The following is a 23,733-nucleotide window of genomic DNA, read 5'->3' on the forward strand; positions in this document are numbered from 1 at the left end:
TATGGATGATGAGGTTTTTTTGTTTTTTTGGGCAACGGCACAGGCCTTGCCTCTTGACTGTGAAGGAGGAGCAATGGAGTATGACGGACAATCAACCAACCGGCCACGGCTATCAGCCGCAGGCCATCGAACCGAAGTGGCAGCAATACTGGGATGAGAACAAAACCTTTAAAACGGAAGATTCATCATCCAAACCGAAATTTTATGCGCTGGATATGTTTCCGTATCCATCAGGAGCAGGCCTGCACGTAGGGCATCCGGAGGGGTACACGGCGACTGACATCGTGTCCCGTTACAAGCGGATGCGCGGATACAACGTGCTTCATCCGATGGGATGGGACGCCTTCGGTCTGCCAGCGGAGCAGTATGCCATGGACACAGGCAAACATCCTCGCGAGTTTACCGTGCAGAATATCGATACGTTCCGCCGCCAGATCAAATCTCTGGGCTTCTCGTATGACTGGGACCGCGAGATCAGCACAACCGATCCGGAATATTATAAATGGACCCAGTGGATCTTTATCCAGCTTTATAAGCGCGGCCTTGCCTATGTGGCTGAAGTGCCGGTGAACTGGTGCGAAGCGCTCGGTACCGTGCTTGCGAACGAAGAGGTCATCGACGGCAAGAGCGAACGCGGGGGCCATCCGGTCGTACGTAAACCGATGCGCCAATGGATTCTGCGCATTACCGAATACGCGGATCGTCTCCTTGAAGATCTGGATGAACTGGACTGGAGCGAAAGCCTGAAGGATATGCAGCGCAACTGGATCGGCAAATCCACAGGCGCTGAGGTTCGTTTTGACGTCGAAGGTTACGATGGTCATCTGGAGGTGTTCACGACCCGTCCGGATACGCTGTTCGGGGCAACCTACTGCGTTCTGGCGCCGGAGCATGACCTCGTAGATAAGATTACGTCAGCCGATCAGCGTGAAGCCGTCAAGGCTTATCAAGATCAAGCAGCACGTAAAAGCGACCTGGAGCGGACGGATCTGGCCAAGGATAAAACCGGTGTATTCACGGGTGCATACGCCATTAATCCGGTAAACGGCGCTAAAGTGCCGATCTGGATCGCGGATTATGTGCTTGCCGGCTATGGAACGGGTGCCATTATGGCGGTTCCGGGTCATGACAGTCGTGACTGGGAGTTTGCGAAGCAATTCGGTCTTCCGATTATTGAAGTCGTTCAGGGTGGAAATGTCGAGGAGGAAGCATACAGCGGCAGTGGCGCGCATGTGAATTCCGGCTTCCTGAACGGGTTGGACAATGAAGAGGCTATCCAGGCGATGAATGAATGGCTGGAGCAAGAGGGCAAGGGCAAGAAGAAGGTAACTTACCGTCTGCGCGACTGGCTGTTCAGCCGTCAACGCTACTGGGGTGAGCCGATTCCGATTCTGCATCTGGAAGACGGAACGATGAAGACCGTGCCTGAGGATCAGCTTCCATTGCTGCTGCCGGATGTGGATCAGATTAAACCATCCGGTACCGGCGAATCACCGCTGGCTAACGTTACGGAGTGGGTGGAAACGGTAGATCCCGAAACCGGCATGAAAGCCCGCCGCGAGACGAATACGATGCCGCAATGGGCAGGCAGCTGCTGGTATTACCTGCGTTATATCGATCCACGCAATAATGATGAATTGTGCTCCAAGGAGAAGCAGAAGGAATGGCTGCCGGTTGACCTGTACATCGGTGGTGTGGAGCATGCGGTGCTTCATTTGCTGTATGCTCGCTTCTGGCACAAAGTATTGTATGACCTGGGTGTTGTCGATACGAAGGAGCCTTTCCAGAAGCTGGTCAATCAGGGTATGATCCTGGGCAACAATAATGAAAAAATGAGTAAATCCCGCGGCAATGTCATCAATCCGGATGATATTGTTAACGAATACGGAGCCGACACGCTGCGCGTGTACGAGATGTTCATGGGGCCGCTGGAAGCAACCAAGCCATGGAACACCAACGGCGTTGAAGGAACGTTTCGTTTCCTCTCCCGCGTATGGCGCCTGTTTATCGGGGACGACGGTCAATTGAACCCTAAAATCGTGGAAGGCGAGGGTACGGATGATTTCAGACGTACACTGCACAAAACGATTAAGAAAGTGACCGAAGACTTTGAACATATGCGCTTTAACACAGCGATCAGCCAGCTGATGGTATTCATCAACGAGGGATACAAGACGGAAGAGCTTCCGCGCAAAGCGATGGAGAACTTCGTGCAGCTGCTTTCCCCGCTGGCCCCTCACCTGGCTGAAGAGCTGTGGAGCCGTTTAGGCTACACGGAGAGCGTAACCTACGTGCCATGGCCGGAGTATGACGAGGCTTGGACTGTAGAGGCCGAAGTGGAGATTGTCGTTCAAGTTAACGGCAAAATCGTAGAACGTGCCAAAATCTCGAAAGACATGGACCAAGAAGCCATGCAACAACATAGCCTCTCCCTTCCGAATGTCAAGCAGGCGCTGGAAGGAAAGAGTATTCGCAAAGTCATTGCCGTACCGGGCAAACTGGTCAATATCGTGGCCGGTTAATCGTAAAACCGAAGGCAGCATCCAGTTTTGCCAAATCCTCCTCATACTTGTCGTGTGTGGTTTGGATCAATTGGTAGAACAATCCGTTCAGGTTAGAATCCAGCAGTGCCAAAGCCTGAGCCGTGATGCCTCCGGGAACCGCAACCCGCTCTTGCAGCTGTTCGGGGGAGAAGCCCTCCTCCGTTAACAGCTTGCCGGTGCCAAGCAGCATTTCTCCGGCTAATGCATTAAGGGTTCTGCGGTCGATTCCGGTCATTTCAACGGCAGCGTCGATCCATTTTTCCATGAATAAACTTAAAAAAGCAGGTCCGCAGCTGGAGAAATCGGAAGTGATTCGCGTGTGCGATTCCAGTATCTCGAGCGGCCTGCTGATATAAGACAGGAGGCTTTCTATAAGCTGCCTGTCTTCTTCTTTTATTCGGGAACCGTACATGCATAACGATGCTCCGCCTCCGGTTAGGTTGGTGATGCTCGGTATGATTTTCGCCACCTTGCAGGGCAGCGATGATTCCAGATGGATCAGTTGGACCGGACTCGTGATGGATATGGCGATTTGCCGGACTTCAAGCCGATCTTTGATTTCGCTGATGACAGATTTGAATTCAAGCGGCTTTATACATAGGAATAGCAGGTCGCTCTGAGAAGCCGTCTCCGTGTTACAGCTGCATACCGTCAGACCGGGATGACGTTTTGCCAGCTGCATCGGCTTTTCAGGACTTCGGTTGCTGACCCGAATCTGCTCAGGCAGGAGTGCGCCCGATTGAATGAAGGCATCGATCAACAGACTACCCATGCTGCCCGTACCGATAAAACCGACCTTCATGTGTATGTTCCCTCCTTTCGCGCTTTACGGCAGAAATGTACCGTCCTTACGTTTAATGTATGCGGGGAAGATGCCGATTCATGACGGTTTTTCCTGCGATTTCGGTGGGGAAACCGAAGAATATTCCTGAGTTTGTACAAAATGAACTTTAATGTTAAGGAGAGGTCAATCGATGAAAAGGATATCTTTAGGTTGGAGTCTTGCCGCAACGATTGCGGGCTGCGGGTTCATCTTGTTTGCCGGCGGTGTTGATCAGGGGATCGAGGGCTGGCAGCCGCTGAACGATCAGCTGGAGCAGGTGCTTGCGGCCGAAGAGAATGCGGGTGTGAAGACGTCCGGGGCTGATTCCCGGCAGAAGGATGTGGAACCGTCTGGAGCCGGAACGGATTCGAAGACTGCTGCAAAGAGCACGCAGGCGGGGCAGATCGAGCCTGCCAGTAATGTGAAGGACTCCATGCCAGACCAAGACCAAGGAGCGGCAGGGAGCGGTATAGCAGACCATACGGCATCGTCTTCGGCTTCTGGTCAACCTTCTTCGCCCCTTGTACCGCCTCAGGTTGAAGGTGTCACTCAGCATTTACAGCAACAAACTCCTGTTAACGGTGCAGCGCAGTCACCAGCAGCTACGGATCCATCCAGATTGATTAATGTCAACACGGCGGATGCTGCAACGCTTATGGAGCTGCCTGGCATTGGCGAAGCGAAGGCCAAGGCCATTATCGATTATCGGAATCAGTTCGGTCCATTTAAAAGTCAGGCCGACTTGATGAACGTAAAGGGCATCGGGCCCAAAATGCTGGAGAAGATGAAGCCTTACGTTGGACTTTAGCTATGTGCTACAATAAAGGCGATATTGATAAGGAACAGGTGACAGATGATGAGTGCAGATCAACGTAAAGATTGGGATACTTATTTCATGGATATTGCCTTTATGGTTTCAACCCGCTCCCAATGCCCGCGACGTCATGTCGGGGCGGTGCTGGTGCAGGGGAAGAAGCTGCTCGGGACGGCTTATAACGGCGCGCCGATGGGGGTGCCTGATTGCTCGGAAGCGGGCTGTATGATCGCCGAGGATTATGAACTGGTCGTGCAGGACGGCAAGGAGAGCATGGTGAAGAAACAGCGCTGCATCCGGACGATTCATGCCGAGCAGAATCTGCTGTTATTCACGGACCGGATCGATCGGGAAGGCAGCACGGTGTACGTGACGGATGAGCCCTGCTGGACCTGTGCGAATATGCTTGCCAACAGCGGCATTGTCGAGGTTGTGTTCCACCGTCCTTATCCGAAGGATTCGGGCAAGGTGTCCCGCATGATGGAACAGAAGGGGATTTTGTTCCGGCAGCTTGAAGCGTATGAGCCGCCGCGCGAAACCTTGATGACGGTAGCGGAATGATTCATGTATAAGGTTACGGAACAAAATGAATAGAAAGTCACAGAGGAAGGACCTTTGACTGCGATATGCAGGCAAGGGTCCTTTTTTATTTAATGATGAAGGGATTTGTTGGAATCATGAAGCGAAGGCCATTACTTGTGTTTACCGTGATGTGGGTAATCGGCAGCGGTGCTGCATGCCTGTACGACGGATGGAGGCTGGCCATGATTGCAGCCGGGCTGATTCTCATCCTGTTTGCTGTATGTCATTGGGCTGGGGCAGGGCGGCTTTTTACGCTCTGCATGCTGTTCTCCTTGTGCATGTCGGGTACTTACTGGGAATGGCATGACGCGGCCAATGTAAGTGATTTTGAGCCGGTCCTCTCAGGGGAGACATCGACGGACGCTGTTCCTGTTACTGCCTTTGGTGTAATCACAACCCCAATAGAAGTGGATGGCGACCGCGCGGATTTCAATGTTGCCCTACATCAAGCTGATCTCAAGCTAACAAAGCCTCCAGAGTCCCAAAAACAAGCGAATCCGGATAACGGCACCTTGCTGAAGACGGATGATATCGTCAGGGTTCAAGTGAAACTAATGGACAAAAAGGAGCTGGAGATAGTTCAGCGATGGCAGCGCGGGGACCGCATAGAGCTGACCGGAGAGCTGCAAAAACCTGGAGAAGCTCGCAATTTTGACGGATTTAATTATGCTCAATATTTGCGAACCCAGAAGATTCATTGGATGATCAAAGTGAAGGGCTCTGACCTAGCGAAGGTCACCTCGCCTGACAGCTGGAATGTAAGTCATATTCTAAGATGGACGGATGCCGTTCGGCATAAGCTCGGGGGCAAGCTGGATCAATTGTATGGCGGAATCCATGCAGGGTATATGAAGGGACTTGTGATTGGCAATCAGGATGATTTGGATCCCGATACGTTTATGGGGTTCTCGCGTTTGGGATTGACTCACATTCTTGCGATATCAGGCATGCATGTGGCAGTGATTGTGGGATGCCTCTTATTCGTATGCACAACCCTTCGAATGACGAGGGAGACCTCGCTGACTGTGGTTATGTGGCTGATTCCCGTTTATGTCCTGCTTACTGGGGCAAGTCCTTCTATTATCCGTGCCGGCATCATGGGGATGATCGGTTTGTATGCCGCACGGCGGCGACTTTTGAAGGATGGACTGCATATTCTTAGTGTTGCCGCGCTCGTCATGCTGCTGTGGAACCCGTATTTTCTCGTGAACGTCAGCTTTCAGCTGTCATTCATCGTAACGGCAGGCTTGATGATCTTCGTACCGAAGCTGATGCCGCTGCTGTCATTCTTGCCCCGCTGGCTTGCGGGAACCGTCGGAATTACGGTCGTAGCGCAGCTGATCTCCTTTCCCCTAACCATTTATTATTTTAACCAGGTGTCGCTGATATCCGTCTTCGCCAATTTGATCCTGGTTCCGGTGATTAGCCTTGTCGTTCTTCCGTTAGGAATGGTGTCTTTGCTGATGGGGTGGGTATGGATGCGCGGAGCTGGCTGGTTGGCAGCTGTGACCGAATGGTTAAACCAAATGACGTTCCGTGTCGTTGAATGGATGAATGGTTCATCCGCTTTGATGACGTTGTGGCCGTCCCCGTCGTTAGCCTGGATCTTATGTTATTTTGTTGTGCTGTATTCGCTGCTCTCCATTCTGAAGATGAGATCCGAAAATGGCGAAGGAGAGCGGATCGGATCGGACGATACCGTTCCATTGGAAGGACGCGTATCCTTGGATAGTAAAAGAGATTTGTCTGGGGCAACCGGCATGTTTCCGCTCGTGGATCAATGGGCCGGTGCGTTGCGATGGAGAGGTTTTTTTCGCGCCAGTGATTATATTGAACGCTATGCAGCGAGAGCCGCGATCGTCCTGCTGTCCGCAGCTTTGGTTTTTTTGCTGTACGGCGGCTATCAATCTCCATCGATGCACGGAGCGGGACTCGTGCAATTTCTGGATGTAGGACAAGGGGATTCGATCCTGGTAACAACACCTAAGGGCAAGCATATTCTCATTGACGGTGGTGGAACGGTGAATTTTCGTAAGGAAAAGGATGCTTGGAAGGAAAGGAAGGCCCCGTATGAGGTGGGAGCGAAGGTGGTGGTTCCGCTGTTGAAAAAAAGGGGCGTGCACCAGCTTGAGGCTGTCATCATGTCCCATGGAGATCAGGATCATATAGGCGGTCTTCAAGCTGTTTTGCAGGAAATCCCGGTAAAATCAGTTGTGTTTAACGGGACCTTGACTGACTCCGCTTCCTTCCGGAAGCTGATGTTAACCGCCGTACAGCAGCACATTCCCATATACGAGGCTGGAGTGGATCGGGAAGTATGGAAGCTTGACAGCCATACGGAAATCCAATTTCTAGCGCCTATTTTCCCAGAAAGTGGAGAAACCATAAAACCATTACCGTTGATTAAGGAGCAGAATCATGCTTCACTAGTATTTGTCCTTCAAATGAACGGCAGCCGGATCCTGTTTACGGGTGACACAGACCAAGCTGCCGAACATAAAATATTGTTGTATCTAGAGGAACGTTCTTCACAAGATGATATCATTTCACCGCTTGCTGCTGCCGGTGACCGCATCGATGTCATGAAGGTTGCCCATCACGGCAGCAAAACCTCGACATCCGCGCTATGGCTGAATGCATGGAAGCCGAAGGCAGCGGTTATTTCCGCTGGTGTCAACAATATGTACGGCCACCCTCATCCGGATGTGGTAGGGCGGTTGGAACGTTCCACGAATCTCATCTATCAGACCAATCTTCACGGTGAAATACAGATGAGGATCAAGGATGGACATATTGACACGCGCACGAAGCTTCCTTGAATAAACAGCCTGCTGTCCTTGGGACATCGATTCGTAGTATGATCTTTAATAGGAAAAATGCAGCGGTGACTATAATCTTTATATTTGGTATAGTTAGATGAAGTTTCCTAAAAAAATAATAGGTTACATACTGCAACATTTTTTTAATTTTATCCGTCTGTATGTATGCAGGGAGAGGGGGATCCACTGTGGTGGAGCAGGGACTCATAAGAGCCGCTCAATCGGGCGATCGCGACGCTCTAATCACCCTATTGCGAGAAATTGAGCAACATGTTTACCGAACTGCTTATTACATTTTAAACAATGAACAGGATGCTATGGATGCAGCCCAGGAAGCACTTATACGTGTATATACGAAGATTAACTCCTACGAGGAGAAGGCTCAGTTCAAAACTTGGGTCCAACGGATTGTCACCAACATATGCATTGATAAATTCCGCAGGACAAAGCCGACGGTTTCCATCGATGAACATGATCTGGTGTTTCGGGATAATCTCGATGTAGAACGGGAAGTGATGTCGGGATATCTGGCTCAGGATATTCAGGAAGCCATTAATCAACTGCCGGACCATCATCGTACGGTCATTGTCTTAAGGTATTTGCAGGATCTATCCTACAACGAAATTGCTGATTGTCTGAACCTCCCGCTCAATACGGTAAAATCCTATTTGTTCAGGGCCAGGCAGCAGCTGCAGAATATGCTCCAAGAGCATCAGAAAGGTGGTGTATCAGGATGAATTGCCAAGAGGTGGTGGAACGTATGCACCGGTATTTGGACCGGGATCTCACTTCGGAGGAGACGGCCCAAATGTATCAGCATATTGCCGTGTGCCCCATGTGTGCGGAGACCTTTAATATATTGAAATCATTGAACAGAGAGCTTGAGGATCTTCCGGCCGTAACCCCGCCTGTCAGTCTGGTAGACGCTATCATGCCTAGACTGGATGCCATTGACCGTGATCGCCAGAACCTTGTCGTACCTCCAGCACTGAAAAGCCAGGAGCCAGCCGAAATGATGCCGGAAATGCGGCGTCCGCGACGTGCGGGCAGCTGGTGGAGCACGATTGGCGGTAGAACTGCTATCGGGGCCGCCGCGGCTGTACTTATTCTCGGCGTAGCGATTTTTAATAATGAACCGAAGATGTTATCCGATGCGGAGCTTCCATACGAAGAGGCTAGCACGACCAGTGCCGGGGCGAATGACGAATCGGCTGCCACGCAGAATCAGGAAATGGCTCAGCCGTTTGCCGCCGAAGGCGGCACGGAGACGGGTGGCGAATCGAATGATGGGAACGATTCATCCGCAAGTCTGCGGAGTTCGCCATCGGAATCGTCACCGGAAGCCAATTCCGACCCTGCCTCGAATGATACGAAGGCAACACAGGAGCCATCGGATGCGGCTGATGGCACCAATAAAGATGTTACAGCACCCGATAAACCGGTTCAGATGAAAGATGTTGGGGAACCCCAAGCGCCAGACCAACCTGCGACGAGCAACAATGAGGTGCCAAAAACCGATACCGGAAGTCCGTCTGACCCTCCGGCGAATGAATCTGAGCAGGGTTCTGAAACCATGGATGTCCAGACGTCACCTACGGAACCGGATACCACGTCTGAGATGCTGCCTCCAATTAGCGATCCTGCCGGTGATGCGGTCATGGAAAGCGCCGAATCATCCGACAGGTCATCCGGATCGTACCAAGGACTGGCGATGGTGCCGGAACAGTGGTCGTCCCCGGATGGTCTCTACCGAGCCTCGCTCGAGGCCGATCATCTGATTATCTATCGTCTGCCATCGGGAAGCCAAACTTCGCCTGATGCGGTTGAAACGGTTGAAACAATTCCGCTCGGCGGAAGCTGGGTATCCGGTCAATGGTCCGAGGATGGCTTAACGTTCAAGTATAAGGTGCAGACCGATAACGAATTGGTTGAATCCGTCTATTCCATTGAGAAGTCCCAGCCACCGGCATCTACGGGGCAGAAGCAGCCTAAATCATAGAGATGTTCAGAGAAATGTTCAGAGATATATACAATCGGTGCACCAATGCCGGGAGATATGAATACACTATATATTAGAGAGAGCATGATACCAACTACCGTCGTATGACCGGCGGCGAGGTGTTTCTAGAGCATACTTGCCGGCGTTTATATAGATGTGTTGGGACGAAGGGACCTTGCCGCTGCCAAAGCCGAGGTCTCTTTGTTTTCGTGCGGACGATTGCATTTTTATCTTGTCGTCTCGCATTCAAGCACACTTTTTTGGTATAGTGTACAGAGTAGAAAGGGGGGACGCCGATGGATGCCAAAGCGGCGGCCAAGGCGGTTAAGCAGGGAGAGGTGTCTGCCGTCTATTTGTTGTATGGCAGCGAGAAATTTCAAATGAAGGAATTCGCCGAATTTCTGGAAGCCCAGCTAATCCCGAAAGAAGACCGTGATTTTGCCCTCGTTCATATGGATTTAGGGGAAGTTCCGATTCAAACCGTTATTGAAGAAGCGGAGACGGTTCCTTTTATGGTTCAAAAAAAACTGATCATGGTCAGGGATACGGCTTTTTTTACCGCAGCAAAAGATAACGGGAAAGTGGATCATCGTCCAGAGGCTTTGCTGGACTATTTGACCAATCCTGCTGATTATAGTGTGATTGTCTTTATGGTTGGACAAGAAAAGCTGGATGAACGGAAGAAGGTAGTCAAGGCAGTCAAGAAATCGGGGGTTGCTTTGTCCTTCATGCCTTTGGGCGGGGAGGATTTGCTTCGCTGGGTGGACAAGCAGGTAAAGAAAAGCGACTGCACGTTGCGGGAAGGTGCGGCGGAAGCGATCGTGCGAAATGCGGGAACCAGCCTTCAGGCATTATCAGGTGAGATCGAAAAGCTGTGCTTATATGCTGGCGCTGGCGGTGTGATTGATGTCGCAACCGTGGAAATGCTGGTGGCGCGCAGTACGGAACAGAATGTATTTGCGCTTGTAGAGGATATTGCGAATCTTCGATTGGACAAGGCGCTCGGAATTTATTACGAACTGCTGAAGCAGCGCGAAGAGCCGATCAAGATTGCTGCGCTGATTACCAGACAGTTCCGGATTATTCTGCAGGTGAAGACTTTATCCACCCAGAGCTACTCACAGCAGCAAATTGCTTCCCAGATCGGATTGCATCCCTATGCGGTGAAGATTGCGGGCGAGCAAGCCCGAAAGTTTGAGACAGCTCGCCTTGAAGGCATACTGAACCATCTGGCGAATCTGGATTACCAGATGAAGACCGGGGCCGTGGATAAGGTGCTGGGCATTGAATTGTTTTTGCTGCGGCTTGGGGCGTAAAGACCATCCGCAACAAGTTAAGAGCGTACGGCTGCAGGAGCAGTCAATACGCTCTTTTTCTTTAGAAATCCAAAAGCAAGGACAACAGAAGCTCGCCTTCCTGATCCCGCAAGAAACGTCCGCTATATAGCGGTCTGTCTACCGAGAAGAGCATGTCGATCAATGTACCACAAAAAGCCCTGAGCAGCGTGAACTGTTCAGGGCTTTTTCCATGTCGTATTCAACAAACGTTACTTACGCTTGGGACGTAAGAGCGTTCAGTCTTTTCGCCAGACGGGACTTTTTGCGGGCAGCTGCGTTCTTATGGATCAGGCCCTTCGTAACGGCTTTATCAAGCTTCTTGGAAGCAGCTTGGAAAGCAACTTTAGCAGCTTCGATTTCTGTACCGTTCAACGCTACGTCAGCAGTTTTAACAGCTGTGCGAAGCGCGGATTTTTGAGAAATGTTAAGCGCGTGGCGTTTGTCACTTGTCTTTACACGTTTAATCGCGGATTTGATGTTTGGCATTACATTCACCTCCTGTAAGGCATTTCAATAGAGCGAAATGATTCACAACTTAAAATATTTTAGCATGGGGGTGGACAAAAAGCAATACTCATTCGGACTTCTGCATAATCTCTCCCGTACTCTCGCACACTACTAGCAATATGAGGAGGAGTGTGAATTTAGATGGATCTGGATCTGCAAAAATATTCGGTCCGAACGGACCTGGCGGTGGAATCAAGAGAACTGGCAGGAGGAAAAGGCAATGCGCCCATTCCTGGTGTGATGGAGGATGTGGTGCAGGAGGACGGAATCAAGATTACAAGGCTGGACGTGGAGAACGAAGCAGCCTCTACGCAAATCGGCAGAGTGAAGGGCCATTACGTCACGTTGGAGGTGCCCGATCTTCGCAAGGGGGATACGGAGCTTCAAGATCAGGTGTCCGTTGTCTTCGCCCGTGAGTTCGAGGCATTCATGTCCCGGATCGGGATCGGACCCAAGGCAAGCGTGCTCATTGTCGGGCTTGGCAACTGGAATGTGACGCCGGATTCGCTGGGACCGCTTGTGGTGGAGAACGTGATGGTCACCCGTCAGTATTTCGAGCTTATGCCGGATCGGGTGGCGCCAGGTTATCGTCAGGTTAGTGCCGTAGCGCCTGGTGTGCTCGGTCTGACAGGGATTGAATCCAGCGAAACGGTTCAAGGGATCGTGGAACAAATCCGTCCTGACCTGATCATCGCCATTGATGCTCTGGCTTCGCGTTCGCTAGAGCGTGTGAATACGACCATCCAGATTGCGGATATCGGGATCCACCCCGGCTCTGGTGTCGGCAATAAACGCAAGGGATTGACGCAGGAGATTCTTGGAGTTCCCTGCATTGCCATCGGTGTTCCAACCGTCTGCTATGCTTCCACCATCGTTAATAACGCAATTGAGCTCATGAAGTCCCATTTTGGCGAAGGTGCGCCGGAGACGGGCAAAATTATGGGTATGATCCATGATATACCCGAAGGTGAGCGCCTCGCGCTGGTGAAGGAGGTGCTGGAGCCGCTGGGCCATGACCTTATCGTAACGCCTAAGGAGATTGACGAATTTATAGAGGACATCGCCAATATCGTCGCAACCGGCCTGAATGCAGCGCTGCATGAGGCTGTGGATCCCGGCAATGTAGGTGCATACACGCACTAACCCGGTATAAAAGCTCCGAATCTATCGGAGCTTTTATATTTTTCATGGATCTAGTTCTATCGATTCTCCCCGGTTCATAGATTTGAAATATAAGAGATTACGAAAGTCGCGGGAACGGCGGAATGATGGCCGGATAGGTCCCGGCGAACCGAGGAGGACATCGTTATGAACAATCGCAAGTTTCGCATCTGGAATATTGCCAGACTAAAACGGAAGGTCATGGAAGGTCTGAGCATGGGTCGAACGCTCATTATATTGATGCTTGGCTCTCTTATATTTTTTATTTTGCTAGGGCTTGGAGGGATGGCGGAACAGCGGATGAATTCCTCGCCCGTGTCGTCCATGAAAGGATTGGCCGCTTCGTTATCCAGCCATTTTTTCATCGATATGATCGGCATGGAGATGCCGCATATGACGGCTTCCAAAGAGACCTCAAGCTTCTCCGGCGAGAAAATGTCGACCTTCGTTTTTGAACTGCTCACGAGCGTGAACCCGAGGGACCCGAAAAGCCTGCTTGCGGGCGAATTGCCCGGCATGAAGGCAAATCAACCGGTGCAGCTGTCACATGGCTCCGGGAACGAGGATGGGGAAGCACCGGCGGATTACCGGCCGGATCCCGCCGAGGAACAGGCGGAAGGCGACCCTGCTGATGCCGGGGAAGAGCCGCCGCAAGGCGGTCGGGGAGATATCGGCGATGAAGGTAATGGCGAGGATGCCCCGAATCAGGGCGCGGAGGACGAGCCAGGCAGTAAGAATGACCCTGGAAGCACCTCCAAGGATGGAAAGTCTACGAATGGAAAGAAAGCCGTTCTCATCTATCATTCGCACCCACAGGAAGCATATAACCCGCTGCTAACGCATCCATCCGATAATCCGGGGGCTGTATCCCCAAGCAAGAACGTCATGCTGGTGGGCAGCTTTCTGAGTAAAAGACTTGAGGCCAACGGAATTGGGACCCTGCATGATAAAAGTGACTATCAATCTACCATTGAAGGATACAATTATAACTTTTCTTATAAATACTCGCGCCAGATGGTCATGGAGGCCATGTCCCAGAACGACGGCATTCATTACCTGATCGATATCCATCGGGATTCGCAGCGGTATAACAAAACGACGGCAACCGTAAACGGCGTTAACTACGCCAAGGTTTACTTCATCATCGGTCATGCGAACGAGAACTGGAGACAGAACGAGGCGTTTGCAAGCAAAATCAATGCCAAGCTGGAAAAATCCTATCCTGGGGTGTCTCGAGGCGTGTGGGGCAAATCAGCGGATCAAGGGAACGGGGAATATAATCAATCCCTGTCGCCAAACAGTATTCTGATCGAAATCGGCGGCATCGATAATACGAAGGAAGAATTGCAGCGGACAGCTGAAGCGTTGGCGGACATCATTGCAGATGTGTACTGGCAGGAGCAAGAGGCGGAGAAAGCCAGCGTGAAAAAAGACAACGATCAAACGAAGAAGCAGTCTGTTTCCGCGGGAACCAAGGGCGGAAGCAAAAAAGGAACAGAGGATCAAGCAGCCAAAGCAGGCTAACAGCTCGGCGGTAAGTGCAAGTGCGCCAAGTGTGAACGGGTAAATCGGGGAGGGACTCAGTGATGTCAAGAATGGGAAAACGGTTGGTGGCTCTTATCATATGGACAGGCATCGGCATATTGGTCGGCATGCAGCTTGGCGGGGCAAAAGCACCAGTACCGGTAGACGGTACCGGAGCCGTGCAAACTGTGCAGCAAAACCATGCTCAGGATCCGCAAGGCGGGGCTGCTCAAGGGAATGGATGGGGAGGGACACGCAAGACCCCTCCCGTATCAGAGTCCGCTGTTCTAGAAGAAGATGCTCGTAAGACCTTGCCCGAATATGAGCCGACGCCTAGCGACATCCTGCTTCCCGAGCGTTCGCAACCGCCTGCCGATGTGCTGGCCGATAAGACGGCAGGACTGCTTCAGCAGTTGTCTGACAAAAGCATACGCTGGGTCGTATCGATGTTCGGATCGATCACGGAATAAATTCACCTTTATTCTCAGCATTGCTGTGCATCCCCTCAACTGGTATAATAAGTTGATTCAAACATCTGGTTGTTGTTGGGGGTTAGGCATGACAGACGTACAAGCAAGACAACAAAAAATTCGTAATTTCTGTATCATTGCACATATAGACCATGGGAAATCGACGCTTGCTGACCGTATATTGGAATTTACGGGCGCATTAACTTCGCGTGAAATGCAAGAGCAGGTACTGGATCAGATGGATCTGGAGAGAGAACGCGGGATTACCATCAAGCTGCAGGCGGTTCGCCTGAATTACAAATCCGATGACGGCGAGGAGTATATATTGAATCTGATTGATACTCCAGGGCACGTCGACTTTACGTATGAGGTATCCCGAAGCCTGGCCGCTTGTGAAGGCGCGCTGCTCGTAGTTGATGCTGCACAGGGAATTGAAGCGCAGACATTGGCCAACGTATATCTGGCACTGGATAACAATCTTGAAATTCTGCCTGTCATTAACAAGATAGACTTGCCAAGCGCCGATCCTGAGCGGGTGAAACAGGAAGTTGAGGATGTCATCGGTCTGGATGCCAGCGATGCCGTATTAGCTTCTGCCAAGGCCGGCATCGGAATCAAGGAAATTCTGGAGCAGGTGGTTCAGAAAGTACCTGCCCCAACCGGCGATTCGGAAGAACCGCTGAAAGCGCTGATTTTCGACTCCCATTATGATCCTTACAAAGGCGTTATCGTATATGTGCGCGTTATTGACGGAAGCATTAAAGCCGGCTCCAAGATCAAAATGATGGCTACCGGCAAAACCTTCGAGGTCATTGAGGTGGGGGCGTTTAAGCCGCGCATGTCCATCGTGGACGAGCTTAACGTCGGCGATGTCGGTTTCATCGTGGCTGGTATCAAGAGCGTTGGCGATACGCAGGTCGGTGATACGGTAACGGATGCCAAGCGTCCGACGGCCCAGCCGCTTCCGGGTTACCGCAAAATCAACCCGATGGTATTCTGCGGACTGTATCCAATCGAAACGTCAGACTACAATGATCTGCGCGAGGCGCTCGAGAAGCTGCAGCTTAATGATGCATCGCTCAGCTTTGAGCCGGAGACATCCAGCGCGCTCGGATTCGGTTTCCGTTGCGGATTCCTTGGCCTGCTGCACATGGATGTCATCCAGGAGCGGATTGAACGAGAGTTTAACATACCGCTGATTACGACTGCGCCGAGCGTTATTTACCGCATTACGCTGACAAACGGAGAGCAGATCCAGATCGATAACCCGTCTCATTATCCTGAGGTGGGCAAGGTCGATTATGTCGAAGAGCCTTATGTTAAAGCAGGCATTATCGTTCCGAACGATTATGTCGGAGCGATCATGGAACTCTGCCAGAATAAACGCGGCGAATTCGTAAACATGGAATACCTGGACACAACGCGCGTTACCATTACCTATGAAATTCCGCTGTCGGAAATCGTGTATGATTTCTTCGACCAGTTGAAATCGAGCACCAAAGGATATGCTTCATTCGATTACGAGTTGTCCGGGTACCGTCGATCCAATCTGGTCAAAATGGACATTTTGCTCAATGCCGAGCAGGTGGATGCCTTGTCCTTTATCGTGCACAAGGACCGTGCTTATCACCGCGGACGGGCGATTTGCGAGAAGCTGCGTGAGCTGATTCCTCGTCAAATGTTCGAAGTGCCGATTCAAGCTTCTGTCGGTACCAAGGTTGTTGCCCGTGAAACGGTCAAAGCGATGCGCAAAAACGTTCTTGCCAAGTGTTACGGCGGTGACATCTCCCGTAAACGGAAACTCCTTGAGAAGCAGAAGGAAGGTAAGAAGCGGATGAAGCAAGTCGGCAGCGTTGAAGTGCCGCAGGAAGCCTTCATGGCGGTACTGAAAATCGACGACAAGTAAATTTTGCATAGGAATGCCAGCCCAAGAGTTAACAGGGTAGGCTGTCCTGCGTATATAGTCTTATGAAGTAAATGATGGGAAAGCCGATTCTCGGCTTTCCTTTCTTTCATTCCAAGAAGCATAGCGTTATAGTAGAGAAGGAACCTTCGAGAAGTTACTTAAAGTAAGTCATGCCAGAGGTGTACATGAGGGGGCAAGAAAAGAATGACGGAAAACGATCAACGGACGGAAGCGGTGTACATCCACATTCCGTTTTGTACCAATAAATGTTTTTACTGCGACTTCAATTCCTACGTGTTGAAAGATCAGCCGGTAATGGATTATCTGCGCGCGCTGGATAAGGAAATGGAGCTGACCGTTCAGGCTAACCCGCCTGGACGAATCAAAAGCATATTTGTAGGCGGCGGGACTCCAACGGTGCTGAAGCCGGATGAAATGGAATACTTCTTGCAGAGCGTGAAGCGCCATTTTCCGGAATGGTCCGATGACATTGAATTTTCGATGGAAGCCAATCCCGGCACTACGGATTTGGAGAAGCTGTCCGTCATGCGCGAGGGCGGCGTGAACCGCATCAGCTTCGGGGTGCAGGCCTTCCAGAACAGCTTGCTGACCGGCATCGGTCGGATTCATGATACGGATGATGTGTATCGAAGTCTCGAGAACGCCAGAAGAGCAGGCTTTGATAACATGTCCATCGATTTGATGTTCGGGCTCCCGAACCAAACCTTGGACATGCTTGCGGAAAGCGTGGATAAGGCGCTGGAGCTTGGACTCCCGCATTATTCAATCTACAGCCTGAAGGTTGAAGAAAACACGCTGTTCCATACGATGTACCAGCGAAACCAGCTGCCGCTTCCGGATGAGGAGGACGAGCTGAATATGTATCTTCTATTAATGGAGCGGATGCAGGCTGCCGGATATAAACAGTATGAGATCAGTAATTTTGCCAAACCCGGCTTTGAGAGCCGGCATAATATGACGTATTGGCGCAACGAGGATTATTATGGCTTGGGCGCGGGAGCGCACGGATACATTGGTCGTCAGCGCCATGTAAACATTAAAGGCGTCAACCCATATAATGAAGCAGCGAATCAAGGACTTCCGCGATTGGAGAGCTTTGAGGTATCAAGAGAAGAAGCGATGGAGGATTTCCTCATGGTTGGGCTCCGAGTCCTGGATGGCGTTTCGCGCAGCCGGTTCCGGCAGCAATTCGGGATTTCTATGGAAGAGGTATTCGCCGGCCCGCTGAATAAAATGGTAGGTGCGGGACTTCTCGATTCCACGGATGATGGATATAAACTGAGCAGTAAAGGCATTCTGTTCGGCAACGATGTGTTTGCCGAATTTATAGGCAGCTTGTCAACAAATTAATCTATTGAACTTATATGCGCTCTGTTGTATATTTATTCATAACATGACGGAGCGTGTAAAGGGGAGACGGACAACAATGTCGGCGGTATGCAGAAAGGCGAAGTTAGAAGATGTTGAGCCGCTGTATCAGATGATTCAGGGTTATGCGGAAAAGGGCATTATGCTGCCCCGGTCCAAAAAAGTGCTGGAGAAACAGATCGGGGAATTCGTTGTGGCCGAGTCTGAAGGGAACGTGATCGGCTGCGGTTCCTTGTGCCAGCTGGGAAATGATCTGGTAGAGATTCGTTCACTCGGCATCTCCGATGGTTATAAAGGGCAAGGAATCGGCTCCATGCTGGTGGATTCCCTTCTGGAAGAAGCGAAACGGCGCGAGCTTCCGAAAGTGATGGCCTTGACGTACGAGGTATCCTTTTTCATCAAAAACGGCTTTGCCGTCGTGGAAAAGGAGATTTTCCCGGAGAAAGTGTGGACCGACTGCATTCACTGCAAGAAGCAGCACGCTTGTGACGAAATAGCTGTTCTTAAAGTACTGAACTGACTTGACAATCCTCAGGTCGGTTTGGTATTTTTGTTATATCGGTTAGCACTCGATGGCGATGAGTGCTAACGAAAGTGAAATTAAGCAGTCAGCAAGGAGGGGAGCGACATATTAACAGATCGTCAACGCATGATTTTGAATGCCATTGTGGATGACTATATCCGTTCTGCCGAGCCGGTTGGTTCAAGAAGCATTTCCAAACGCGGGGATGTCGGATACAGTCCGGCAACCATTCGTAACGAGATGGCTGATCTGGAGGAACTCGGATTTCTGGAGCAGCCTCATACATCAGCTGGACGAATTCCGTCACATAAAGGATATCGTTATTATGTTGATCATCTCACGTCGTCGTTTTCCTTGAACCCTGCGGAACTGCATATGATGAAATCCTTTTTTGCAGAAAAGCTGAACGTGATGGAGCAGATGATACAGCATACAGCTGGCATTCTGTCTCAAATGACTAATTACACTTCCATCCTGCTGGGACCGGAAGTTTTTCATACGTCTTTGCGTCATTTCCAGCTTCTTCCTCTCCATGAGGATCAAGCGGTAGCCATCATCGTAACCAGCACAGGGCAAGTCGAGAACAAGATTGTTTCGATTCCGCAGGGTGTGTCCGTTTCCGATCTGGAGCAAGTGGTCAATCTTCTGAACAAGAAGCTGGTCAACGTGCCTCTATATAAACTCAAGACCCGTTTGTATACGGAGATTGGCGAGGAAATGCAGCGGCATATTTCACATTATGAAGACCTCATGAGTATGCTGGATATCGCCCTTAACAATGAACCGGACCATCGCGGCGTATATCTTAGCGGCACGACCCACATGCTGAATCAGCCGGAGTTCAAGGATGTGGATAAGGTAAGGGAGATTTTCGAGCTTCTGGAACAGACACCCGCACTGTTGAAACTCATGGCTCCTGCTCCCGGTGAGCATGGTGTCCAAGTGAAGATCGGTACGGAAAATACGCATGAAGCGATTTCCAATTGCAGTTTGATTACTGCGACTTATTCGATAGATGGAAAAGCGCTCGGTTCGATTGGTATTCTCGGTCCTACAAGAATGGAATATGCACGGGTGATCGGCATCTTGAATGTGTTATCCCATGATCTGACGAAGCTGCTGTCACACTGGTACAAATAAAGGAGTGAGACAGATGAGCCAAGGACAACATAGCCAAGTGGACGGAGATGAACGTTATTCTACGCTATTAAACAACAGTAATGCCGTCCGGGCCGTCACGTCCGCTGTAGAAGGCACGCTTGGACCGAAGGGGCTCGACGTGATGCTGGTAGGTCCCCGCGGCGAAGTGGTCATTACCAATGACGGGGTAACGATTCTGGATAAAATGGATGTCACCCACCCGGCTGCCCGCCTTCTCATTCAGGTGGCAAGAGCGCAGCAGGAGAAAATCGGCGACGGAACCACAACGGCTACCGTGCTTGCAGGCGCACTTGTGCAGGAAGGGGTTTCCCGCATCACCCGCGGGGTGCCTGCATCCAAGGTGGTGGAGGGGCTGCGTCAAGGAATCGAGAAGTCGATGGAGCTCCTAACCAAGCGGGTTCGGCTGATCGACGGATTGGATGATCCGCTGCTGGAACGGACGGTGTACGTTGCGGGGCGTGAACGGAAGGACATCGTGGAGCTGATTATGCAAGCTGCGAGGAAAGCCGGAATCACCCGTCTTCAGGATCCTTCCTACTCGCTCGCGGACAGTATAATTGCCCTGGAGAATGCCGAGAATGAAGTGTTTGAGGGGGTTCTGCTCCGGCAGCGACCGATCTTCGCCCGCGAGTCCAGGTCATATGACGATGCAAAAGTGTTGGTGCTGTTTGATTCCCTGGAGCCGGATGAGATCGATGAAGAGGCGCTCACAACCGAAGCCGGATTTGCGCAATATATGGATCTCCGAAAAGTGTTCGCTTCAGATTTGGAGAGATTGTCCGAGCTGTCCGTAAAACTCATCCTGCTTGAAAAAGGCATCCACCCGGATGCGGAGCAGTTTTGCCTGGATCACGGCATGATGGTTGTACCGCGTGTCTCCCGTGCGGATCTTCGCCGGGTAAGCGACATGACGGGAGCTACTCCCATACGCCGCAAGGCGTTACATAAAGACTCGAAGGAGCTTGCGGTCCTTCTGGGTGATACCCCGCGTGTCGCTTATGATGAAGGCATCGAGAAAATCCGGCTGTCCTGCGGCAGCCAAGACAAGGACCGTATCGTGACGGTCATTGTTGGGGCAAGCACTTCCGAGGTCGTAGGCGAAGCGGCCAGAATCGCTGGGGATGCGGCCTCGGCACTGCAGGCTGCCGTTTCCGGAGGGGTGCTTCCGGGCGGCGGGACAAGCGAACTCGCGGTGTCCTACGAGTTGGAACGGATCCGGGAGGCTCAGAAAGGCATGGAAGCCTTCGGCATGGAAGCCGTTTCGGCGGCTTTGCGCAAGCCGATGTCGCAGATACTTCTCAATGCCGGTTACAACCCGCTCGAGAAGATGGAAGAAGTGCGCGCTGCGCAAATCCGTGCAGACTCTGATTGCATGGGTATTGATTGCGACAGCGGCCGGGTTGTCGATTATGAGGAGCTGGGCGTGCTGGATCCGGCACCGGTTAAACTTCACGGCTTGCGGGCAGCCGGTGAAGTCGCAGCAGCCGTGCTGCGGATTCATCACGTCATCAAGATGAAAGAAATAGGCGAATAACGCTTAAGGTATAGAACAAATCACGGATAGACTGTTTTAGACTATGAAGGAGGTGAAGGCGTCTTGAATAAAGAGCATAAGGATGCCGTTCAAGATACAGTTACAGAAGAAATGATGGAAGAAACTTTGGAGAACACGCCAAATACGGGTGAGAGCGGGTCTGCAGAGGAAGCCGTAAATCCCGAACAGGAGATTCCTGTAACGGAATCGGCGGATGAAGCAGGTTCAGCAGAGCTTGAGAAGCTTCAGGCTGAGGTGCTGGAGCACCAGCAGCGTACCCTGCGAGTTCAAGCGGATTTTGACAACTTCCGTCGTCGCACCCAGAAGGAGAAAGAAGATCTGGGCAAATATGCATCTTCCAAACTGATTACGGAGCTTCTGCCCGTCATCGACAATTTTGAGCGTGCCCTTCAGGCATCCGAGGAGAACCCGGAGTTTGAATCCTTCTCCAAGGGAGTCAGCATGATCTTCCGCCAGTTGGAATCGGTCCTTGCTACCGAAGGCTTGACCGCGATGAAGAGTGTAGGCGAGCCGTTCAATCCGGAGTATCACCAAGCGATCATGCAGGTGGAAAGCGATGAATACGAGGAAGGCATCGTGGTTGAGGAAGTGCAGAAGGGGTATAAGCTTAAAGATAAAGTGTTAAGACCTGCGATGGTTAAAGTGAGCATGTAAGCGACTTTCGATAGTCGTTTATCATATAAAAAATTGATGAAGATCATGCGAGGATTCGTGTGAATGAATAAGGAGGAAATTTTTACATGAGCAAAGTTATTGGTATCGACTTAGGAACAACCAACTCCTGCGTAGCCGTAATGGAGGGTGGGGAAGCAGTAGTTATTCCGAATCCGGAGGGTGCTCGTACGACTCCATCCGTTGTCGGATTTAAGAAAGACGGCGAGCGTATCGTTGGGGATACAGCGAAACGTCAAGCGATCACCAACCCGGATCGTACCATTATCTCTATTAAGCGTCATATGGGTACAAATCACAAAGAATCCATCGACGGCAAAGACTACACGCCGCAAGAAATCTCTGCTATCATTCTGCAGAAGCTGAAATCCGATGCGGAAGCTTATCTGGGCCAACCAGTAACCCAGGCGGTTATTACGGTTCCAGCATACTTTAATGACAGCCAGCGTCAAGCGACCAAGGATGCCGGTAAAATCGCGGGTCTTGAAGTGCTGCGTATCGTCAACGAGCCGACCGCTGCTGCATTGGCTTACGGCATGGAGAAATCCGAAGACCAAACCATCCTGGTATATGACCTTGGCGGCGGTACATTCGACGTTTCCATTCTAGAACTGGGCGATGGCTTCTTCGAAGTAAAAGCAACCAGCGGGGACAACCAGCTTGGCGGCGACGACTTTGACCAAGTGATCATTGACTACCTGGTAGCCGAATTCAAGAAAGAGCAAGGCATCGATCTCAGCAAAGACAAAGCTGCTGTTCAACGTCTGAAAGACGCTGCGGAAAAAGCGAAAAAAGAATTGTCCGGCGTACTGACAACCACGATTTCGCTGCCGTTCATCACCGTTGCTGACGGCGTGCCTCAGCATCTTGAGATTAACCTGACTCGTGCTAAATTCGAAGAATTGTCTGCTTCCCTGGTAGAGCGTACGCTTGGCCCGACTCGTCAAGCGCTTAGCGATGCAGGTTTGACCGCTAACGATATTCACAAAATCGTCCTTGTCGGCGGTTCCACTCGTATTCCTGCCGTACAGGAAGCGATTAAGAAATTGACAGGAAAAGAGCCTCACAAAGGCGTAAACCCTGACGAAGTGGTTGCGCTTGGAGCAGCCGTTCAAGCCGGCGTATTGACAGGTGACGTTAAAGACGTTGTGTTGCTCGACGTAACTCCGTTGTCCCTCGGTATCGAAACCGCAGGCGGCGTATTCACCAAAATGATCGACCGGAACACGACGATTCCAACAAGCAAATCCCAAGTATTCTCCACGTATGCCGATAATCAGCCGAGCGTTGAAATTCACGTGCTGCAAGGTGAACGCGAAATGGCTGCCGGCAACAAAACGCTGGGACGCTTCATGCTTGGAGACATTCCTCCAGCACCGCGCGGCGTGCCGCAAATCGAAGTTACCTTTGACATCGATGCGAACGGTATCGTAAACGTATCGGCGACGGATAAAGGTACTGGCAAGAGCCAGAAGATCACGATCACGTCCTCCAGCGGCTTGAGCGATGCTGAAGTTGAGCAAATGATGAAGGACGCTGAGCTTCATGCTGAAGAAGACCGTAAACGCAAAGAGCTGGTAGAAGCTCGCAACAATGCGGACCAACTCGTATACACGACCGAGAAAACACTCAAGGATCTAGGCGACAAAGTCGACGCTTCCGAAGTGGAAAAAGCGAACGAAGCGAAAGACAAAGTGAAGAAGGCCCTTGAATCCGATAACCTCGAAGAGATTAACGCTTCGGTAGAGGAGTTGACTCAAATCGTACAGCAGCTGTCCGTAAAGCTGTATGAGCAAGCAGCACAACAGGAACAGCAAGGTGCTGAAGGTGCTGACGCCGGCGCTCCTAAGAAAGACAATGTCGTAGATGCAGATTACGAGGTTGTTGACGAAGATAAAAACAAAGGTTAATCTGAATAGATTGTATGGGAAGGTCAAAGCTGCGCATC

At 51.1% G+C, this 23,733-nt stretch carries 19 protein-coding genes; 17 read left to right on the forward strand and 2 right to left on the reverse strand.

Annotated elements, in window-relative coordinates; genetic code table 11:
• Positions 1–80 precede the first annotated feature (80 nt).
• Positions 81–2,522 (forward strand): leucine--tRNA ligase, encoded by a 2,442-nt coding sequence (gene leuS / locus MKY82_RS09285; RefSeq protein ID WP_339295995.1) that lies wholly within the window; start codon positions 81–83, stop codon positions 2,520–2,522.
• Here leuS and comER read toward each other — a convergent pair.
• The gene (comER, locus tag MKY82_RS09290) at positions 2,503–3,345 is read right to left on the reverse strand and encodes a late competence protein ComER (protein ID WP_071222895.1); all 843 of its coding nucleotides are present in this window, start codon (positions 3,343–3,345) and stop codon (positions 2,503–2,505) included. The two genes, leuS and comER, sit on opposite strands and share 20 nt — an antisense overlap.
• A gap of 172 nt (positions 3,346–3,517) precedes the next feature.
• Here comER and MKY82_RS09295 point away from each other — a divergent pair, with 172 nt between their 5' ends.
• The 6 genes from MKY82_RS09295 to holA all read left to right on the forward strand — a co-directional run bounded on the left by MKY82_RS09295 (position 3,518) and on the right by holA (position 10,896).
• Positions 3,518–4,174: a ComEA family DNA-binding protein gene (locus MKY82_RS09295; protein WP_194541615.1), complete on the forward strand. Its 657-nt coding sequence runs from the start codon at positions 3,518–3,520 to the stop codon at positions 4,172–4,174.
• Between the two features lie 48 nt (positions 4,175–4,222).
• Complete coding sequence (locus MKY82_RS09300; protein WP_100535884.1) at positions 4,223–4,741, forward strand: dCMP deaminase family protein; 519 nt, start codon at positions 4,223–4,225, stop codon at positions 4,739–4,741.
• A 116-nt stretch (positions 4,742–4,857) separates the two neighbouring features.
• Positions 4,858–7,581 carry a ComEC/Rec2 family competence protein gene (locus tag MKY82_RS09305; RefSeq protein WP_339295996.1) on the forward strand — a complete coding sequence of 908 codons (2,724 nt, stop codon included), beginning with the start codon at positions 4,858–4,860 and terminating at the stop codon, positions 7,579–7,581.
• A gap of 188 nt (positions 7,582–7,769) precedes the next feature.
• Positions 7,770–8,318 carry a sigma-70 family RNA polymerase sigma factor gene (locus MKY82_RS09310; RefSeq protein ID WP_036644490.1) on the forward strand — a complete coding sequence of 183 codons (549 nt, stop codon included), beginning with the start codon at positions 7,770–7,772 and terminating at the stop codon, positions 8,316–8,318.
• Positions 8,315–9,580, forward strand: a complete 1,266-nt coding sequence (locus MKY82_RS09315) for a zf-HC2 domain-containing protein (protein WP_339295997.1) — start codon at positions 8,315–8,317, stop codon at positions 9,578–9,580. The genes MKY82_RS09310 and MKY82_RS09315 overlap by 4 nt, the downstream gene beginning before the upstream one ends.
• A 296-nt stretch (positions 9,581–9,876) precedes the next feature.
• Positions 9,877–10,896, forward strand: a complete 1,020-nt coding sequence (gene holA / locus MKY82_RS09320) for a DNA polymerase III subunit delta (RefSeq protein WP_194541617.1) — start codon at positions 9,877–9,879, stop codon at positions 10,894–10,896.
• 234 nt (positions 10,897–11,130) lie between these two features.
• Here the strand turns inward: holA and rpsT are convergent, their stop codons facing one another.
• Entirely contained in the window at positions 11,131–11,403 is a 273-nt protein-coding gene (gene rpsT / locus MKY82_RS09325) for a 30S ribosomal protein S20 (protein ID WP_053489175.1), read from the reverse strand.
• Positions 11,404–11,565: 162 nt separating this feature from the next.
• Between rpsT and gpr the strand changes: the two genes are divergently transcribed.
• The 10 genes from gpr (at position 11,566) to dnaK (ending at position 23,695) form a co-directional block, all read left to right on the forward strand.
• Positions 11,566–12,567 carry a GPR endopeptidase gene (gene gpr, locus MKY82_RS09330; protein WP_339295998.1) on the forward strand — a complete coding sequence of 334 codons (1,002 nt, stop codon included), beginning with the start codon at positions 11,566–11,568 and terminating at the stop codon, positions 12,565–12,567.
• A 165-nt stretch (positions 12,568–12,732) separates the two neighbouring features.
• The gene (locus MKY82_RS09335; protein ID WP_220686065.1) at positions 12,733–14,109 is read left to right on the forward strand and encodes a stage II sporulation protein P; all 1,377 of its coding nucleotides are present in this window, start codon (positions 12,733–12,735) and stop codon (positions 14,107–14,109) included.
• Positions 14,110–14,168: 59 nt separating this feature from the next.
• Entirely contained in the window at positions 14,169–14,579 is a 411-nt protein-coding gene (locus MKY82_RS09340) for a hypothetical protein (protein ID WP_339295999.1), read from the forward strand.
• Positions 14,580–14,667: 88 nt separating this feature from the next.
• Entirely contained in the window at positions 14,668–16,485 is a 1,818-nt protein-coding gene (lepA, locus tag MKY82_RS09345) for a translation elongation factor 4 (protein ID WP_194541621.1), read from the forward strand.
• A 204-nt stretch (positions 16,486–16,689) separates the two neighbouring features.
• Positions 16,690–17,856: a radical SAM family heme chaperone HemW gene (gene hemW, locus MKY82_RS09350; RefSeq protein ID WP_220686064.1), complete on the forward strand. Its 1,167-nt coding sequence runs from the start codon at positions 16,690–16,692 to the stop codon at positions 17,854–17,856.
• 76 nt (positions 17,857–17,932) lie between these two features.
• Complete coding sequence (locus MKY82_RS09355; protein WP_100535892.1) at positions 17,933–18,394, forward strand: N-acetyltransferase; 462 nt, start codon at positions 17,933–17,935, stop codon at positions 18,392–18,394.
• Between the two features lie 108 nt (positions 18,395–18,502).
• Positions 18,503–19,537 carry a heat-inducible transcriptional repressor HrcA gene (hrcA, locus tag MKY82_RS09360; protein WP_071222916.1) on the forward strand — a complete coding sequence of 345 codons (1,035 nt, stop codon included), beginning with the start codon at positions 18,503–18,505 and terminating at the stop codon, positions 19,535–19,537.
• Between the two features lie 13 nt (positions 19,538–19,550).
• A complete protein-coding gene (locus MKY82_RS09365) occupies positions 19,551–21,092 on the forward strand; it encodes a TCP-1/cpn60 chaperonin family protein (RefSeq protein WP_194541623.1) in 1,542 nt (513 codons plus the stop codon).
• A gap of 63 nt (positions 21,093–21,155) precedes the next feature.
• Complete coding sequence (gene grpE, locus MKY82_RS09370; RefSeq protein WP_194541624.1) at positions 21,156–21,767, forward strand: nucleotide exchange factor GrpE; 612 nt, start codon at positions 21,156–21,158, stop codon at positions 21,765–21,767.
• 86 nt (positions 21,768–21,853) lie between these two features.
• Positions 21,854–23,695, forward strand: coding sequence for a molecular chaperone DnaK (gene dnaK, locus MKY82_RS09375; RefSeq protein WP_194541625.1), 1,842 nt, complete (start codon positions 21,854–21,856; stop codon positions 23,693–23,695).
• Positions 23,696–23,733 lie beyond the last annotated feature (38 nt).

The sequence above is a fragment of the Paenibacillus sp. FSL W7-1279 genome (assembly GCF_037969845.1).
Taxonomy (GTDB): Bacteria; Bacillota; Bacilli; order Paenibacillales; family Paenibacillaceae; genus Paenibacillus_AQ.

Excerpts from the sequence above, each read along its gene's own strand:
- rpsT (WP_053489175.1), bottom strand. The coding sequence starts at position 11,403 with ATGCCAAACATCAAATCCGCGATTAAACGTGTAAAGACAAGTGACAAA.
- MKY82_RS09335 (WP_220686065.1), top strand. The coding sequence starts at position 12,733 with ATGAACAATCGCAAGTTTCGCATCTGGAATATTGCCAGACTAAAACGG.
- MKY82_RS09365 (WP_194541623.1), top strand. The coding sequence starts at position 19,551 with ATGAGCCAAGGACAACATAGCCAAGTGGACGGAGATGAACGTTATTCT.
- leuS (WP_339295995.1), top strand. The coding sequence starts at position 81 with ATGACGGACAATCAACCAACCGGCCACGGCTATCAGCCGCAGGCCATC.
- MKY82_RS09295 (WP_194541615.1), top strand. The coding sequence starts at position 3,518 with ATGAAAAGGATATCTTTAGGTTGGAGTCTTGCCGCAACGATTGCGGGC.
- gpr (WP_339295998.1), top strand. The coding sequence starts at position 11,566 with ATGGATCTGGATCTGCAAAAATATTCGGTCCGAACGGACCTGGCGGTG.
- MKY82_RS09355 (WP_100535892.1), top strand. The coding sequence starts at position 17,933 with ATGTCGGCGGTATGCAGAAAGGCGAAGTTAGAAGATGTTGAGCCGCTG.
- dnaK (WP_194541625.1), top strand. The coding sequence starts at position 21,854 with ATGAGCAAAGTTATTGGTATCGACTTAGGAACAACCAACTCCTGCGTA.
- hemW (WP_220686064.1), top strand. The coding sequence starts at position 16,690 with ATGACGGAAAACGATCAACGGACGGAAGCGGTGTACATCCACATTCCG.
- MKY82_RS09305 (WP_339295996.1), top strand. The coding sequence starts at position 4,858 with ATGAAGCGAAGGCCATTACTTGTGTTTACCGTGATGTGGGTAATCGGC.
- comER (WP_071222895.1), bottom strand. The coding sequence starts at position 3,345 with ATGAAGGTCGGTTTTATCGGTACGGGCAGCATGGGTAGTCTGTTGATC.
- holA (WP_194541617.1), top strand. The coding sequence starts at position 9,877 with ATGGATGCCAAAGCGGCGGCCAAGGCGGTTAAGCAGGGAGAGGTGTCT.
- MKY82_RS09300 (WP_100535884.1), top strand. The coding sequence starts at position 4,223 with ATGAGTGCAGATCAACGTAAAGATTGGGATACTTATTTCATGGATATT.
- MKY82_RS09315 (WP_339295997.1), top strand. The coding sequence starts at position 8,315 with ATGAATTGCCAAGAGGTGGTGGAACGTATGCACCGGTATTTGGACCGG.
- lepA (WP_194541621.1), top strand. The coding sequence starts at position 14,668 with ATGACAGACGTACAAGCAAGACAACAAAAAATTCGTAATTTCTGTATC.